Here is a 12,426-nt window from a genome sequence, read left to right on the forward strand (position 1 = left end):
CACTCTGGCCCAGCCGCGCGCGCCCATGTTGACGCAGCGCAAGGGCCGCGGATCAACGGCTGCGCAGCTGATAGACGGCGCGGCTTTCCGCGACCACCTCGCCGTGGGCGTCCTTGAGCTGCAGCTCCAGCACGTACTCGGCCTTGCCGTTGAGCGTGGCCTCCTCGGCGATGCGCTTGAGCTCGGCCTCGTCCAGGCGGGCCTCCACCCGCACGTCGCTGGCCGCTGGGCGGCGGAAGCGCAGGCCGGCTTCCTTGACGATGGGGTAGAAGCGGTGGCTGTCGAAGCTGGTCAGGGTGATGACGCCGCCGGGCAGCTCGGCGAGGGTGAAGAGGGCGCCGGCGTACATGTTGCCCAGGTGATTCTCGTTGCCGTGCAGCGGCATGCGCAGGCGCACGTGGCCGCGTTCGAGGATTTCGGCCTTGAGCCCGCAGCGCTTGACGAAGGCGATGTGCTCTTCGGTCATCTGGCGGACGAATTCGACGGGAAAGGACATCGGGCGGCTCCGCTTCTTGTTCTGTCCAGGCAAGCCTAGCCGCCCTGCCGCGGCGGGCAATGACCGCTTCGCTCAGGCGCGCTGACCGAAGCGGTCGCGGCGCCTCACAGGCCCTGGCGGGCCAGCCAGTCGAGCAGTTGCGGCAGCGGTAGGGCGCCGCTCTGGCGCGCCGCTTCGCGGCCCTCCTTGAAGAGGATCAGGCTGGGGATGGAGCGGATGCCCAGTTGCCCGGCCAGGCGCTGGTTGGCCTCGCTGTCCAGCTTGGCCAGGCGGCAGCGCCCGGAAAGCCGCGCGGCGGCCTGTTCGAAGGTGGGCGCGAAGGCCTTGCATGGGCCACACCAGTCGGCCCAGACGTCCAGCAGCAGCGGCAGGTCGCCCTTGAGCTGGGCGGCGAAGCCGGCTTCGTCGACGGCGAAGGGTTTGCCCGGCAGCACCTCATTCTTGCAGCGCCCGCAGCGCGGATGGTCGCCCAGGCGCGCGGCCGGCAGGCGGTTGAGCCCGCCGCAGTGCGGGCAGGGAATCAGCAGGGGGTCGGTCATGGCGCGGCTCCGGAAGAGGATTCCCCCAATCTGGAGCCGCGCCCGGCGGATATCAAGCCGCGGCGGCGGCCAGGGCCTGTTCGAGGTCGGCGATGATGTCGTCGCTGTGCTCGATGCCGATGGACAGCCGCACCATGTCCTGGCTCACCCCGGCGCGGGCCAGTTCCTCGGCGTTGAGCTGGCGGTGGGTGGTGCTGGCCGGGTGGCAGGCCAGCGACTTGGCGTCGCCGATGTTGACCAGGCGCACCACCAGCTTCAGCGCGTCGATGAAGCGCGCGCCGGCCTCGGCGCCGCCCTGGATGCCGAAGGACAGGATCGAGGCCGGCTTGCCGTCCATATAGCGCTTGGCCAGGGCGTGCTCGGGGTGCTCCGGCAGGCCGGCGTATTTCACCCAGGCCACCTGCGGGTGCTGCTCCAGGTAGTGGGCGACCTTCAGCGCGTTGTCGCAGTGGCGCTCCATGCGCAGGGCGAGGGTCTCCAGGCCCTGGAGGATGAGGAAGGCATTGAACGGCGACAACGCCGCGCCGGTGTTGCGCAGCGGCACCACGCGGCAGCGGCCGATGAACGCGGCCGGGCCGAAGGCTTCGGTGTAGGTCACGCCGTGGTAGGACGGGTCCGGGGTGTTGAGCAGCGGGAAGCGTTCCTTGTGCTGCGCCCAGGGGAACTTGCCGGAGTCGACCACGATGCCGCCGATGCTGGTGCCGTGGCCGCCGATGTACTTGGTCAGCGAATGCACCACGATGTCCGCGCCGTGCTCGAAGGGCCGGCAGAGGATGGGCGTCGCCACGGTGTTGTCGACGATCAGCGGCACGCCGTGGCGGTGCGCGGCGTCGGCCAGGGCCTGGAGGTCGACGATGTTGCCCGCCGGGTTGCCGATGGATTCGCAGAACACCGCCTTGGTGCGCTCGTCGATCAGCGCTTCCAGCGCGGCCACGTCGTCGTGGGGCGCGAAGCGCGTCTGGATGCCGAAGCGCGGCAGGGTGTGGGCCAGCAGGTTGTAGGTGCCGCCATAGAGCTTGGCCACCGAGACGATGTTGTCGCCGGCCTCGGCCACGGTCTGGATGGCATAGGTGATGGCGGCCATGCCCGAGGCCACGGCCAGCGCGCCCACGCCGCCTTCCAGGGCGGCGACGCGCTGCTCCAGCACGTCGTTGGTGGGGTTCATGATCCGCGTGTAGATGTTGCCGGCCACCTTCAGGTCGAACAGGTCGGCGCCGTGCTGGGTGTCGTCGAAGGCGTAGGAGGTGGTCTGGTAGATCGGCACGGCCACTGCCTTGGTGGTCGGGTCGGGGCTGTAGCCGGCGTGGATCGCCAGGGTTTCCAGTTTCATCGTGCAGGCATCCTTGGTGGGCAGAAAGCCCTGAGGATGCGAGCGGTGCCCCGACCGGTCAATGACCGGGAGCAATGCCCGCCGGGCGGCGGCAGAACGATTTTGCCTGAGCTTATAACCGCCTCAGGAGGAACAACTGATCTCCAGGCGCCGGCCCCAGTCCGGCGGGCGGCGGGTGAAGGCTTCGCGGCCGGGCTGTTCCTCGAAGGGGCGGCTGAGGGTTTCGTGCAACTCGCGCACCACGCTGTAGTCGCCCTGCTCGGCGGCGCTGATGGCTTCCTGGGCCAGATAGTTGCGCAGCACGTACAGCGGGTTCACCGCGTGCATGCGGGCGCGGCGCTCGTCCTGGCTGCCGCCTTCGCGTTCGGCGCGGGCGCGGTAGTCGGTGGCCCAGGCGTCGAAGCCGGCGAGGTCGACGAAGTCTTCGCGGACCTGCGCCAGCGCCTGTTCCGGCGCCTGCTCGCCGAGGCGGCGGAAGAACAGGCTGTAGTCCACCGCGCCGCTCTGCATGGCCTGCAGCAGGCGCTGCACCAGGTCCAGGTCGCCGTCCTCCGCGGTGGTGAAGCCCAGGCGGCGGCGCATCAGGTCCAGGTAGTGGGCCTGGTACAGCGGCAGGAACAGGCCGAGGGCCTCGCGCAGTTCGTCCACCTCGACGAAGGGCGTCAGCGCCTGGGCCAGGGCCGCCAGGTTCCAGTGGGCGATGGGCACCTGGTTGTTGAAGCTGTAGCGCCCGGCGTCGTCGGAGTGGTTGCAGATGTGCTTGGCGTCGAAGTCGTCGAGGAAGGCGTAGGGGCCGTAGTCGAAGGTGATGCCGAGGATCGACATGTTGTCGGTGTTCATCACCCCGTGGCAGAAGCCGTAGGCCTGCCAGTGGGCGATGAGTTCGGCGTTGCTTTCCACCACGGCGCGGAAGAACGCGGCGTAGGGTTTCGGCTGCTCCAGGCACTCGGGGAAGTGGTTGGCCAGGACGAAGTCGCCCAGTTCCTTCAGCTTGTCGTGCTGCTGGGTGTAGTAGAAGTACTCGAAGTGGCCGAAGCGCACGTGGCTGGGCGCCAGGCGCAGCAGCATGGCGGCGCTTTCCCTGGTCTCGCGCCACACCGGGGTGTCCGAGCCGGTGACGCAGAGCGCGCGGCTGCTGGGGATGCCCAGGGCGTGCAGGTATTCGCTGGCGAGGAATTCGCGGATCGAGCTGCGCAGCACCGCGCGGCCGTCGCCCATGCGCGAGTAGGGCGTCTGCCCGGCGCCTTTGAGGTGCAGGTCCCAGTGCTGGCCGGCGTCGTTGACCACCTCGCCCAGCAGCAGGCCGCGGCCGTCGCCCAGGCGCGGGTTGTAGGCGCCGAACTGGTGGCCGGAGTAGACCATCGCCCGCGGCTCGGCCTCGGACCAGAGCTTGTGCCCGGAGAAGATTTCGGCGAACACCGGTTCCCCGGCCACCGCCGGGTCGAGATCGAGCAGCGCCATCGCGGCGGGGCTGGCCACCACCAGGCGCGGCTCGGCGATGGGGTCGGGCAGGACTTCGGTGGAGAAGGCGTCGCCCAGGCGGGCGAAGCGGTTGTCGAAGGTCAGTTCGTCGAGCTGTTTCACGGTCACGGGCGGGCTCCGGTAAGTCCGAGCATTGTGCTCGGACTTGTCCGGAGCCGTCCAGACTCAGGGCTTGCTGCCGGGCGGCAGTGGCGGGTCCTGGTCCTTCAGCGGCGCGCCGGGAAGCGCCAGGGGCAGCTGGGTGACGTTCTGCGCCAGGTGGATTTCCTTGCCCTCGCCGTTCTTGACGAACACGTCCAGCTGGTTGAAGGCCATGTCCACGCCGTGCTCGCGGAAGCTCAGGGCGATGGCGGTGAGCAGTTCGTCCACCGCCGGGTTGCGGTCGCCCAGCTCGCGCACGTGGAAGCGCAGCTCGTAGTCGAAGGTGCTGGCGCTGATGGCCAGGAAGTACAGCGACGGCTCGGGGTCGCGCAGCACCCGCGGGTTGCCGCGGGCGGCTTCGAGCATGAGCTTGCGCGCCAGGGCCAGGTCGCTCTCGTAGGCCAGGCCGATCTTGATGGTCACGCGGGTCACGGTGTCGCTCAGCGACCAGTTGATCAGTTGCCCGGTGATGAAGGTCTGGTTGGGGACGATGATTTCCTTGCGGTCGAAGTCGGTGATGGTGGTGGCGCGGATGCGGATGCGGCTGACGGTGCCGGACAGGTTGCCGATGGTCACGGTGTCGCCGATGCGCACCGGGCGCTCGAAGAGGATGATCAGGCCGGAGACGAAGTTGGAGAAGATCGCCTGCAGGCCGAAGCCCAGGCCCACCGAGAGCGCCGCCACCAGCCACTGCAGCTTGTCCCAGCTGACGCCCAGGGTGGACAGCGCGCTGACGATGCCGACGCCGCTGATGGCGTAGGACAGCAGGGTGGTGATGGCGTAGGCGCTGCCCTGGGCCAGGGTCAGGCGCTGCAGCACCAGCACTTCCAGCAGGCCCGGCAGGTTGCGCGCCAGGGCCACGGTCACCGCGGCGATGACCAGCGCCATGAGCACGTCGCCGAGGCTGATCGGCAGGCTGGTGGCGCTGTCGCCGCTGCCGCCGGTGTACTGGTAGAGGGTGACGTTGTCCAGGTAGGCGGCGACGCTGATCAGGTCGGCCCAGACCCAGTACAGCGCCACCACGAAGCCGATCAGCAGGCCCAGGCGGATCAGGCGCAGGGACTGCTCGTTGATCTGCTCGATGCCCAGGGTCGGCTCCTCCGCGGTCTCGTTGCCGTCGACGCCTTCCTTCGGCGGGTTCTGCCGCTTGGCCTGGGCGCGCTGGTAGGCCAGGCGCCGCGCCGCCACGCTGAGGCCGCGGACGAAGGTGGCCTCGATCACCACCCAGACCATGAGCAGGAACAGGGTGTCGATCAGCCGGTCGCTCAGGCGCAGGGCGGTGTAGTAGTAGCCGAAGCACACGGCGACGAAGAGCATCACCGGCAGCGCGGTGAAGAGCACGCCGACCACCATCTTCACCACCGATGGCCGGCTGGTGCTGGGGCTGGCGAAGAGCATGCGCGCCATCAGCCAGGTCATCACCGCGAAGCCGCTGAGCACCACGGCGATGCCGATGACGTCGTCGGCCAGGCTGCCGGGCTGGCGCTCGGCCACCGTGACCACCGCGGCCAGGGCCATGACCACCACGCCGAGGCGGCGGATCAGCTTGCTGCTGAAGCGCACCTGGGCCTGGCTCCAGTGGAAGTGCCGCTCGGCGATGCCGCCGGGGCTGAGGATGCGGTGCGCGGCGTAGAACACCAGCCAGACCTCGGCCATCTGCAGCAGCGCGGCGCCCAGGGTGGCGTTCTGCCCGCGGGCGTCGAGCATCAGGGCCAGGCCGGCGATGGCCAGGGTCAGGGTGCCGGGCAGCGCCAGCAGCAGCGCCAGCAGCAGGGCCAGCGGCGTGTGCGCCTGGCTGTCGCGCTTGAAGTGGCCGATGTCGTCGTTGATCGAGGCGAGCTTGTCGTAGAGGTAGCGGCGTTTCCACAGCAGCCCGGCGATCAGCAGCAACAGCGGCAGGAACAGCAGCGGGCGGTCGATCAGGCCCTCGCCCAGCTCGACCACCGCCGAGCCCCAGGGCACCTCGGAGAGCTGGTGCTGCAGCAGCGTCGGGGTCATCTTGAACCAGGAGAGGTCCAGCGGGCGGTTGCTGGGAATCCAGAACATCTGCTCGTCGAGGGTGGCGCGCAGGTTGTCGCTGGTGTCCTTGAGCTGCTTCTGGTTCAGCTGCAGGGTGATGGCCTCGTTGAGCACGGCGTTGAGCTCGTGGTTGAGGCGCTCCATCAGCTCGCTGCGGGTGTCCACCAGGGTGGACAGGTCCTTGCGCAGCTGCGGGGTCACGGCTTCCTGGGGCTGCTGGGCGAGCAGGTCGTCGATGTACTGCTGCGGGTTGGCCAGTTCGTCGCGCTTCTGGTTCAGCTCGAACTGGTATAGGCGCAGGTCGGCGATCTCGTCGGCCAGTTCCTGGTCGGTCTTGATCTTCGGCAGCGACTGCTTCTGCTGGTAGAGCACCTTGGACAGCAGCAGGCTGCCGCGCAGCACGTTGATCTGCTGGTCGAGGGTCTGGTCCAGCTGGGTCAGGCTGTCCAGGTGCTGCTTGGCTTCGAGGTTGCGCCGCGTCAGCACGTTGAGGCGGTCGGTGGTGCGCAGCAGGTAGTCGGACAGGCGCAGGTTCTCGGCGTTCTCCTGGCTCAGCAGGCTGTCGCTGCCGGCGCCCTGGCTGCCGTCGCGGGCCAGCTCGGCGACGGTCTTCTCCGACTGCTCGCGGCGCATGCCGCTGATCATGGCCTGCAGTTCGAGGGTCTCGCGCTCGGCGCGGGCGACCTGTTCGCCCAGCAGGTCCTGCTGGCTGCTGGCCAGGTCCTGCAGCAGGTTGTTGCCGGCCAGTTGCTGGCGCAGCAGCTGGATCTGCGCGTTGAGCGCGGCCTGTTCGGCGAGCAGCTCGTTGCGCCGCTCGGGGGCCAGCGCCTTGCCGGTCTCCTTGCCGGCCTTGAGGATGTTGCCGATCTCCAGCAGGCGCGCCTGGGCGTTGCTGATGTCGGACTGGGCGCGTTCCGGGCGGGTCTGCGCGGTGATGTACTGGCTCTTCGCCTCGGTCAACTGCTTCTGCCAGTCGGCCAGTTGGGTGGAGCGGTCGTTGAGCAGCATTTCCAGGCGGCTGACGTTCTCCCCGGCGTAGCGCTGGGCCGCCGGCTTCTCGCCGCTGCCCTTCAGGCGCGCCAGGGCTCGCTGGTTCTCCAGTATCTGCCGGGGGGCGTCGGTCAGGCTGGCCTTCAGCTCGGCCAACTGCTTCTCGCTGTCGTCGCGGGCGCCGAGCAGCTTCAGGGTGCGCTCGAGGCTGGCCTTGGTGGCCTTGGCATCGGCGTCGGCGAGCTTGCGCTCGGCCAGGCCGTCGAGGCTTTGCTGGACGGCTTCGGCGGACGGTGGCTGGTTGCTGTCCTCGGCGTGCGCGGGCAGGACGGCGAGGCAGCCGCCGAGCAGGGCGGCGGCGAGCAGGGTGCGCAGGGATTGCATGGTCGCGGTCAGCGGCTCTCGGTAGGTTGCAGTGAGGGTAGTGTGCCCGGTGCGGCGCCGGCAAGGCACGGCCGACGCGCCGCCGCGGAGGGGGCGTGGGCTGGCTTGGCTAGCGTCCGTGGAGGTGGTCTGTCAGAGGAACAACCCGGGGCCCGGGCGACCTTCGGGGAATTTGACCCCCACCTTGCGGATCTTGTTCCCGTCCAGGGCGGCCACGGTCCAGGTCAGGCCGTTCCACTCCACCTGGTCGCCGATGATCGCCTGGCCGCCGATCTGCTGGGCAATGAAGCGGCCCAGGTTCTGCTCGCCGTCGACGCCGTCGAGCTTGAGGCCGTAGAGCGAGGCCACCGCCGAGAGCTGGGCGTCGCCCTCCAGCACGAAGTCGCCGAAGAAGCGCGCGCCCAGGCCGCGGTCCGGGGCCTGGCTGAACAGCTTGCCGAGGGCCGACAGGTCGTGCTCGTGGCCGATCACGCAGAGGATGTCGTCGGCCTCCAGGATGGTGCTGCCGGAGGGGTGCAGCAGCTGGGTGCCGCGGAACAGCGCGGCTATGCGGGTGCCCTCGGGCATCTTCAGCTCGCGCAGGGCCGCGCCTATGCACCACTTTTCCTTGCTCAGGTGGTAGACGAACAGTTCCCACTCGCTGGTCGGGTGCACTTCCAGGCCGGCGCGGGAGATCGGCGCCGGGTCCGGCGGCACCACCACGCGCAATAGCTTGGCGGCCCAGGGCAGGCTGGTGCCCTGCACCAGCAGCGAGATCAGCACGATGAAGAAGGCCACGTTGAAGAACAGCTGGGCGTTGGGCAGCCCGGCCATCAGCGGGAACACCGCGAGGATGATCGGCACAGCGCCGCGCAGGCCGACCCAGGCGATGAACACCTTCTCGCGGCCATGGAAGGCGCGGAACGGCGCCAGGCCCACCAGTACCGACAGCGGCCGGGCGAAGAGGATCATCCACAGCGCCAGGCCCAGGGCCGGCAGAGCGATGGGCCAGAGGTCGTGGGGCGTGACCAGCAGGCCGAGGACCAGGAACATGCCGATCTGCGCCAGCCAGGCCATGCCGTCGAGCATGTGCAGGATGCCGTGGCGCGAGCGGATCGGCTGGTTGCCCAGCACCAGGCCGCACAGGTAGATGGCCAGGATGCCGCTGCCGTGCACGGCGTTGGACAGGGCGAAGATCAGCAGGCCGCCGCTGATCGCCAGCAGCGGGTAGAGGCCGCTGGCCAGCTGCATGCGGTTGATCATCTGCAGCAGCAGCCAGCCGCCGCCCAGGCCGAGCACGGCGCCGATGCCGAACTCGCGCAGGAAGTGGGCCAGGAAGCTCCAGCTCATCTCGCTCTGGCCGTGGGCGAGCATGTCGATCAGGGTGACGGTGAGAAACACCGCCATGGGGTCGTTGCTGCCCGATTCGATTTCCAGGCTGGCGGTGACCCGCTCGTTCAGGCCCTTGCCGCCGAGCAGGGAGAACACCGCCGCGGCGTCGGTGGAGCCGACGATGGCGCCGATCAGCAGGCCTTCCATCCAGCTCAGCTTGAACAGCCAGGCGGCGGCCAGGCCGGTGAGCCCGGCGGTGATCAGCACGCCCACAGTGGCCAGCGACAGCGCCGGCCAGAGCGCCACGCGGAAGCTCGCCACGCGGGTGCGCAGGCCGCCGTCGAGGAGGATCACCGCCAGCGCCAGGTTGCCCACCAGGTAGGCCATGGGGTAGTTGGAGAAGCCGATGCCGCCGGGGCCGTCGGTGCCGGCGACCATGCCCACGGCGAGGAAGATGACCAGGATCGGGATGCCCAGGCGCGAGGACAGCGAGCTGACCAGGATGCTCATGCCCACCAGCACCGCGCCCACCAGGAAATAGGTGTTGATCGAGACGGCATCCAAGGCGGCGGATCTCCTGGCGGGGCGAGGGGGGAAGCGGCGGCGTTGACGGGAAGGATGCAGGCCGCATGCCAAGGGATTCTAACCTGCGGATTTGCAAGGCTGTCAAAGGCTAATTGCAGTGCCTTTCAGCGAGCTTTCAGGGGCGCTCGAGACATCGCGGACGGAGTCCGCTCCTACAGGTCCGGGGACGCTCCGTCATGGGAACAACTGTCTTGGCGGCTGCGCCGAGGTGCTTTTCGTAGGATGGGTTGAGCTTGCGAAACCCATGCGGTGGCGCTGATGGGTATCGCTTCGCTCAACGCCATCCTACGAAAGCCATGCTCGCTGTCGCGCCCATAAAAAAGCCCCGGACGTGACCGGGGCGGGAAGGGGCAGGCGGGACTAGAACCAGGCGTCCCGCATGCTGGAACAGGTGTCGTCGCGGGCTTCGAGCAGGGCCAGCTCGTGGTGGCAGGACGGCACTTCCCAGGTCAGGAAGTAGCGCGCGGCCTGCAGCTTGCCGCGGTAGAAGTCCTCGTCGGCGGCATTTCCTGCCGCCAGGCCTTCCTCGGCGCGGATCGCCTGTTCCAGCCAGCGCCAGCCGATCACCGTGTGGCCGAACGCCTTCAGGTACAGCGCCGAGTTGGCCAGGCCCTGGGCCACCTTGCCCTGCATCAGGTCGCCGAGCAGCGCCAGGGTCACTTCCGACAGGCGCGCCAGCAGTTGTTCCAGCGGCTGGCGCAGGGCGTCCAGCGACGGATGGGCCCGGGCGCGTTCGCAGGCCTGGTGGATCAGCCGCGTCAGCTGCTTGAGGCCGGCGCCGCCGTTCTGGCTGAGCTTGCGGCCCAGCAGGTCGAGCGACTGGATGCCGTGGGTGCCTTCGTGGATGGGGTTCAGGCGGTTGTCGCGGTAGTACTGCTCCACCGGGTATTCGCGGGTGTAGCCGTGGCCGCCGAGGATCTGGATGGCCAGTTCGTTGGCCTTCAGGCAGAACTCCGAGGGCCAGGACTTGACGATCGGGGTGAGCAGGTCGAGCAACTCGTGGGCCTGCTTGCGCGCATCCTCCGTGGGCAGCGTCTCGCAGTCGTCCACCAGGCGCGCGGCGTACAGGCCGAGGTCGAAGGCGCCCTCGACGTAGGCCTTCTGCGTCAACAGCATGCGCTTGACGTCGGCGTGCTCGATGATCGAGACCTGCGCCGAAGTCGGGTCCTTGGCGTCCACCGGGCGGCCCTGGGGGCGCTCGCGGGCGTATTCCAGGGAGTACAGGTAGCCGGCGTAGCCGAGCATGATGGCGCCCATGCCGACGCCGATGCGCGCCTCGTTCATCATCTGGAACATGTAGGCCAGGCCGTGGTGCGGCTTGCCCACCAGGTAGCCGACGCAGTCGCCGTTGTCGCCGAAGTTCAGCGCAGTGGAGGTGGTGCCGCGCCAGCCCATCTTGTGGAACAGCCCGGCCAGGGCCACGTCGTTGCGCTTGCCGAGGCTGCCGTCGGTGTTGACCAGGAACTTGGGCACGATGAACAGCGAGATGCCCTTCACCCCGGGCGGCGCATCCGGCAGCTTGGCCAGCACCATGTGGACTATGTTTTCCGAAAGCGGGTGGTCGCCGCCGGAGATGAAGATCTTGTTGCCCTTGATCCGGTAGCTGCCGTCGGCGTGCGGTTCGGCGCGGGTGCGGATGTCGGCCAGGGACGAGCCGGCGTGGGGTTCGGTCAGGGCCATGGTGCCGAAGAAGCGGCCTTCGATCATCGGCTGCAGGAACAGGCGCTTCTGCTCCTCGTCGCCGAAGGACTCGATCAGGTGGCTGGAGCCCATGCTCAGCATCGGGTAGGACGAGGTGGCGATGTTGGCCGACTGGAAGTGCGCGAAGCAGGCGCGCGCCAGCAGGTGCGGCAACTGCATGCCACCCTGTTCGAAGCTGCGCGAGGCATTCTGGAAGCCGGCTTCGTTGAAGGCGTCCACCGCCGGCTTGACCTCGGGGATCAGCACCGCGGCGCCGTCCACGTACTGCGGCTCGTGCTCGTCGTTCTTGCGGTTGTGCGGGGCGAATAGCTCCTCGGCGATGCCGCGGGCGGTGGCCAGGGCGGCGTCGAAGGTCTCGCGGTTGTGGTCGGCGAAACGTTCGCGCTGGGTCAGGGCCTCGGCGTCGAGCACTTCGTAGAGCTCGAAGGCGAGGTTGCGGGAGCTGAGCAGGGTCTCGGACATGGTCGGCCTCCAGGGGAATGGCCGCAGTCTAGTCTGGTGAATGAAGCAGGCACAGCAACATCCATGAGCGTGATAAAGGCCTAAAACAATGCCGGTGCAGCTAAACTGCACGCCTTCAAGGAGTCTGCCGTTCATGAACTACCGTCACGCCTACCACGCCGGCAACCACGCCGACGTCCTCAAGCACCTGGTCCTGTCGCGGATCTTCGCCCTGATGGTGCGCAAGGACACGCCCTTCGCCTTCCTCGACAGCCATTCGGGCATCGGCCTGTACGACCTGCAGGGCGACGAGGCCAGCCGCACCGGCGAGTGGGAAGCGGGCATCGGCCGCCTGTGGCGGCTCGACGAGGTGCCGGAGCTGGCGGCGGACTATATGGAAGTGGTGCGCGCGCTGAACCCCGACGGCGAGTTGCAGTACTACCCCGGCTCGCCCGAGCTGGCGCGGCGCCTGACGCGCTCCCAGGACCGCGTGCACCTGAACGAGCTGCACCCGGAGGACGGCCGCCTGCTCAAGGCCAACATGGGCGGCGAGCGGCGCATCGCCGTGCACCAGAACGACGGCTGGCTGCTGCCGCGGGCGCTGCTGCCGGTGCCGGAAAAGCGCGGGGTGCTGCTGATCGACCCGCCCTTCGAGGAGGCCGACGAGCTGGAACGCTGCGTCATCGCCCTGGAAGAGGCCATCGGGCGCATGCGCCAGACGGTGGTGGCGATCTGGTACCCGATCAAGGACGAGCGCCAGCTCAGGCGCTTCTACCAGGGCCTGGAACGCAGCAAGGCGCCCAAGCTGCTGCGCGTCGAACTGCTGGTGCACCCGGCGGACAGCGCCGACCGCCTCAACGGCTCCGGCCTGGCCATCGCCAACCCGCCGTGGCCGCTGGAGGAAGAACTGCGCGAGCTGCTGCCCTGGCTGGCCGAGGTGCTGGCGCAGAGCGAAGGTGGCTGGCGGCTGGATTGGCTGGTGGAAGAAGGGCGCTCTTCGTAGGCGC

Annotated in this window: 8 protein-coding genes; 1 reads left to right on the top strand and 7 read right to left on the bottom strand. The window is 68.7% G+C overall.

Going from position 1 to position 12,426, the window contains the following annotated elements; genetic code table 11:
- Window positions 1-52 precede the first annotated feature (52 nt).
- The 7 genes from PM1_RS01710 to PM1_RS01740 all read right to left on the bottom strand — a co-directional run bounded on the left by PM1_RS01710 (window position 53) and on the right by PM1_RS01740 (window position 11,440).
- The gene (locus PM1_RS01710; protein ID WP_009613620.1) at window positions 53-496 is read right to left on the bottom strand and encodes a PaaI family thioesterase; all 444 of its coding nucleotides are present in this window, start codon (window positions 494-496) and stop codon (window positions 53-55) included.
- A gap of 104 nt (window positions 497-600) precedes the next feature.
- Window positions 601-1,035, bottom strand: coding sequence for a thioredoxin TrxC (gene trxC, locus PM1_RS01715; RefSeq protein ID WP_009613619.1), 435 nt, complete (start codon window positions 1,033-1,035; stop codon window positions 601-603).
- 52 nt (window positions 1,036-1,087) lie between these two features.
- Window positions 1,088-2,365 (bottom strand): bifunctional O-acetylhomoserine aminocarboxypropyltransferase/cysteine synthase, encoded by a 1,278-nt coding sequence (locus tag PM1_RS01720; RefSeq protein WP_009613618.1) that lies wholly within the window; start codon window positions 2,363-2,365, stop codon window positions 1,088-1,090.
- Window positions 2,366-2,488: 123 nt separating this feature from the next.
- Window positions 2,489-3,949, bottom strand: a complete 1,461-nt coding sequence (gene selO / locus PM1_RS01725) for a protein adenylyltransferase SelO (protein WP_024128055.1) — start codon at window positions 3,947-3,949, stop codon at window positions 2,489-2,491.
- A 63-nt stretch (window positions 3,950-4,012) separates the two neighbouring features.
- Window positions 4,013-7,381 carry a mechanosensitive channel MscK gene (gene mscK / locus PM1_RS01730; RefSeq protein ID WP_009613608.1) on the bottom strand — a complete coding sequence of 1,123 codons (3,369 nt, stop codon included), beginning with the start codon at window positions 7,379-7,381 and terminating at the stop codon, window positions 4,013-4,015.
- Between the two features lie 132 nt (window positions 7,382-7,513).
- Complete coding sequence (locus PM1_RS01735; protein ID WP_009613606.1) at window positions 7,514-9,256, bottom strand: potassium/proton antiporter; 1,743 nt, start codon at window positions 9,254-9,256, stop codon at window positions 7,514-7,516.
- A 381-nt stretch (window positions 9,257-9,637) separates the two neighbouring features.
- Window positions 9,638-11,440 (bottom strand): acyl-CoA dehydrogenase, encoded by a 1,803-nt coding sequence (locus PM1_RS01740; RefSeq protein WP_009613604.1) that lies wholly within the window; start codon window positions 11,438-11,440, stop codon window positions 9,638-9,640.
- A 133-nt stretch (window positions 11,441-11,573) separates the two neighbouring features.
- On the opposite strand from PM1_RS01740, the gene PM1_RS01745 reads away from it, so the two are divergent.
- Window positions 11,574-12,422 carry a 23S rRNA (adenine(2030)-N(6))-methyltransferase RlmJ gene (locus PM1_RS01745; RefSeq protein ID WP_009613601.1) on the top strand — a complete coding sequence of 283 codons (849 nt, stop codon included), beginning with the start codon at window positions 11,574-11,576 and terminating at the stop codon, window positions 12,420-12,422.
- Window positions 12,423-12,426: the final 4 nt, after the last annotated feature.

This window comes from Pseudomonas sp. M1 (genome assembly GCF_022760135.1).
Classification (GTDB): domain Bacteria; phylum Pseudomonadota; class Gammaproteobacteria; order Pseudomonadales; family Pseudomonadaceae; genus Pseudomonas; species Pseudomonas citronellolis.

Coding starts and splice junctions, on each gene's coding strand:
- PM1_RS01720 (WP_009613618.1), bottom strand. CDS start 2,365: ATGAAACTGGAAACCCTGGCGATCCACGCCGGCTACAGCCCCGACCCG.
- PM1_RS01745 (WP_009613601.1), top strand. CDS start 11,574: ATGAACTACCGTCACGCCTACCACGCCGGCAACCACGCCGACGTCCTC.
- trxC (WP_009613619.1), bottom strand. CDS start 1,035: ATGACCGACCCCCTGCTGATTCCCTGCCCGCACTGCGGCGGGCTCAAC.
- PM1_RS01710 (WP_009613620.1), bottom strand. CDS start 496: ATGTCCTTTCCCGTCGAATTCGTCCGCCAGATGACCGAAGAGCACATC.
- PM1_RS01740 (WP_009613604.1), bottom strand. CDS start 11,440: ATGTCCGAGACCCTGCTCAGCTCCCGCAACCTCGCCTTCGAGCTCTAC.
- mscK (WP_009613608.1), bottom strand. CDS start 7,381: ATGCAATCCCTGCGCACCCTGCTCGCCGCCGCCCTGCTCGGCGGCTGC.